The sequence below is a fragment of the Mycolicibacterium septicum DSM 44393 genome, from assembly GCF_000455325.1.
Lineage (GTDB): Bacteria > Actinomycetota > Actinomycetes > Mycobacteriales > Mycobacteriaceae > Mycobacterium > Mycobacterium septicum.
The window spans coordinates 541,808-544,465 of sequence record NZ_HG322952.1; the positions used below are offsets into that span (position 1 = coordinate 541,808).

The 2,658-nt window shown below is 66.7% G+C and carries 4 protein-coding genes; 3 read left to right on the plus strand and 1 reads right to left on the minus strand.

The window, feature by feature from the left end:
• Nucleotides 1-58: 58 nt before the first annotated feature.
• Nucleotides 59-829: an HNH endonuclease family protein gene (locus TX88_RS22600; RefSeq protein WP_322786868.1), complete on the minus strand. Its 771-nt coding sequence runs from the start codon at nt 827-829 to the stop codon at nt 59-61.
• Between the two features lie 63 nt (nt 830-892).
• Here TX88_RS22600 and TX88_RS33480 point away from each other — a divergent pair, with 63 nt between their 5' ends.
• From TX88_RS33480 to mscL, 3 genes are all read left to right on the plus strand, one after another.
• Nucleotides 893-1,228, plus strand: a complete 336-nt coding sequence (locus TX88_RS33480; protein WP_084622072.1) for an FmdB family zinc ribbon protein — start codon at nt 893-895, stop codon at nt 1,226-1,228.
• 69 nt (nt 1,229-1,297) lie between these two features.
• The gene (locus tag TX88_RS22605) at nt 1,298-1,957 is read left to right on the plus strand and encodes an SAF domain-containing protein (protein WP_044520106.1); all 660 of its coding nucleotides are present in this window, start codon (nt 1,298-1,300) and stop codon (nt 1,955-1,957) included.
• Between the two features lie 135 nt (nt 1,958-2,092).
• Nucleotides 2,093-2,554 (plus strand): large-conductance mechanosensitive channel protein MscL, encoded by a 462-nt coding sequence (gene mscL / locus TX88_RS22610; RefSeq protein WP_044520107.1) that lies wholly within the window; start codon nt 2,093-2,095, stop codon nt 2,552-2,554.
• The last annotated feature ends 104 nt before the right edge of the window (nt 2,555-2,658 follow it).

The window sequence follows — 2,658 nt, forward strand, 5'->3', positions numbered from 1 at the left end:
GGCCCTTTCAGCACGAAAGGTTGCACACTCGTCGCAGCGCGCTGAGCGGGCGCTGCGCCTAACAGCCGCCCAGTACCGCCTCCATGGCGCGCTTCTCCTTGGCCGAAACCCATAGCTGATAGGCGGATTTCACCTCGACCTGGCGGGCCACGAACTCGCAGCGGAACGTCGCGTTGGGTGGCAACCAGCTGGCCGCGTCGCGGAAGGCCTTGTCGAAGTTGGGTTGTGCGGCAACCGCGATCAGGTTGCGCGGATCGTTCGCGAAGTCCTTTCGCCGCTGCGGGTCCCAGGTCCGCGCGCCCTTGTACCAGGCGTCCGACAGCGGCACCAGGTGGTCGATCTGCACCGTGCTGGAGGTGTCGGGCCCGCGGGTGAACGCGATGTCGGCACCCGTGTAGGGGTCGTGCAGGACACCGGTGGCGGCGTAACAGGTTCCGGGGCGGACGGTCAGCTGGGCCAGGTCGCGGCGCAGGATGTCGTCGCGGGTATTGCAGCCGTTGTGACCGAACTCGACGTTGACGTCGTCGCTCCAGGCCTCACCGAAGCGCGACCGGGCGTAGTCGGTGTCACGGTCCCAGCCCTTGACCGGCAGCCCCGCCAACAGTGCGCGGGCGCGGTCGTAGCCGGGCGTCTGCGGTATCGGCTGCCGGGCCTGACCGGTCGTCGGAGGCGGGACCGGGGACTGCGCCGGCGCATCAGCGGGCCCCGCCTCCCGCATGCGAGCCACCACGAGCACGGCCAGTACCGCCAGGATTACCGCCACCACGAGCAGTACCGCTAACCTTCCGGTGCGCCGGCGCCGGCGGCCCGCGGGAATGACATGGCCCACGTAGCGGTTCTAGCACTTGAGCCGGTAGAGTGCTAACAAGTTTGACCAACTCGGAGGGTTTTCGTGCCTACCTATTCCTACGCGTGCACTGAGTGCGGCAATCGGTTCGACGCGGTGCAGGCCTTCAGCGACGATGCGCTGACCACCTGCCCCAAGTGCTCCGGCAAGCTGCGCAAGCTCTTTGGCTCCGTCGGCGTGGTGTTCAAGGGCAGCGGCTTCTACCGCACCGACAACCGCGAGTCGGGCAAGAGCTCGTCCAACGGCTCCTCCGGCAAGAGCTCGGAGAGCAGCTCGTCGAGCTCGTCCTCGGACTCGTCGTCGAGCGCTTCTTCGTCGAGCGCTTCGTCGTCGACGTCGAGCAGCTCCAGCAGCACCCCTGCCGCGGCCGCCTCAAGCTAGCCCCGAAGTTATCCACAGGACGGCGAAGACGCCGTTCTCACCAGGCCGTCGCGCGCCTACCGTGGCGCCATGGCCGAATCACTCAACCCGCCCGTCTGGCGTCGGTTGACTGCTGCCCGGCCCGACTGGACCCGCACCGTTGCCGTGCGCCGCGCCGCCGCAGCCGGACTGGTGCTGCTGGCAGCGATCGCGGCCCTGCGCTCCGATCCGCACGGCGAGTACACCGAGATCGCGGTCGCCACCCACGACCTGTCCCCCGGCGTCGCATTGACCGCCGCTGACGTGCGGCTGGAACGCCGCAGCACGACGACCCTGCCCGACGGTGCCCAGCGTGATGTGGGCCCCGTGATCGGCGCGACGCTGACCGCCCCGGCCCGTCGCGGCGAGGTTCTCACCGATGTTCGGCTGCTCGGATCTCGGCTCGCGGAATCGGCCGCGGGCCCCGACGCGCGGATCGTGCCGCTGAAGCTCAGCGACACGGCACTGCTCGATCTGATCCGCCCGGGCGACGTGGTGGACGTGCTCACCGTGACCGGCGATCAGGACGACAAACAGCCGGCCCGGCCGCTCGTGGTGGCCTCGGGGGCGGTGGTGGTACTCGTCTCGGAGAAGGCCCGCGGGGCCGGGGTGGGCACCGACCGGGTGGCCCTGGTTGCCCTGCCCGCCCGCTCCGCCAACGAAGTCGCGGCCATCAGCCTGGTGCAGGCCGTCACCCTCACGATCCATTGAGGCCGTATCCCACTGTCTGACAACATGATTCGTTCGTTACGAAGATGTTGACCGACAATCACCCAGCCATTCGGCCAACTCGGTTACTGTTTGCTTGTCGCACCGAAAACACCACACTGCAGGAAGGGTCCCCGCATGTTGAAGGGCTTCAAAGAGTTTCTGTCTCGCGGCAACGTCATCGATCTTGCGGTTGCTGTGGTCATCGGCGCCGCCTTCACCGGCCTGGTCACCGCCTTCACGGAAAAGGTGGTCCAACCACTGATCGACCGGATCGGCGCCGGCCCCGGCAAGGAATACGGCATTCTCAAGATCTCACTGGGCGGCGATCCCGAGACGTTCATCGACTTCAACGCCGTCCTGTCCGCCTTCATCAACTTCATCCTGGTGGCCGCGGTGATCTACTTCGTCATCGTCCTGCCGTACAAGAAGCTGCGCGAGCGCGGCGAGGTCGAACAGGCCCAGGACACCGAGCTGAGCCTCCTCACCGAGATCCGCGATCTGCTGTCCGAGAATGGCAACACCGGCAAGCATGTGACCGGCCCCGGTACCGGCCCCAGCCCGGACACCGCCAAGCACACCAGCGCTGACCGCGAGTGACATCACCCATCCGCACACAAAAAACAGCCCCTGGATTTCTCCAGGGGCTGTTTTTTGGTGAAACCTAGAACGTGACGTTCATGTCCTCAGTTCATATTCCAAGG

Excerpts from the sequence above, each read along its gene's own strand:
- mscL (WP_044520107.1), top strand. The coding sequence starts at position 2,093 with ATGTTGAAGGGCTTCAAAGAGTTTCTGTCTCGCGGCAACGTCATCGAT.
- TX88_RS22605 (WP_044520106.1), top strand. The coding sequence starts at position 1,298 with ATGGCCGAATCACTCAACCCGCCCGTCTGGCGTCGGTTGACTGCTGCC.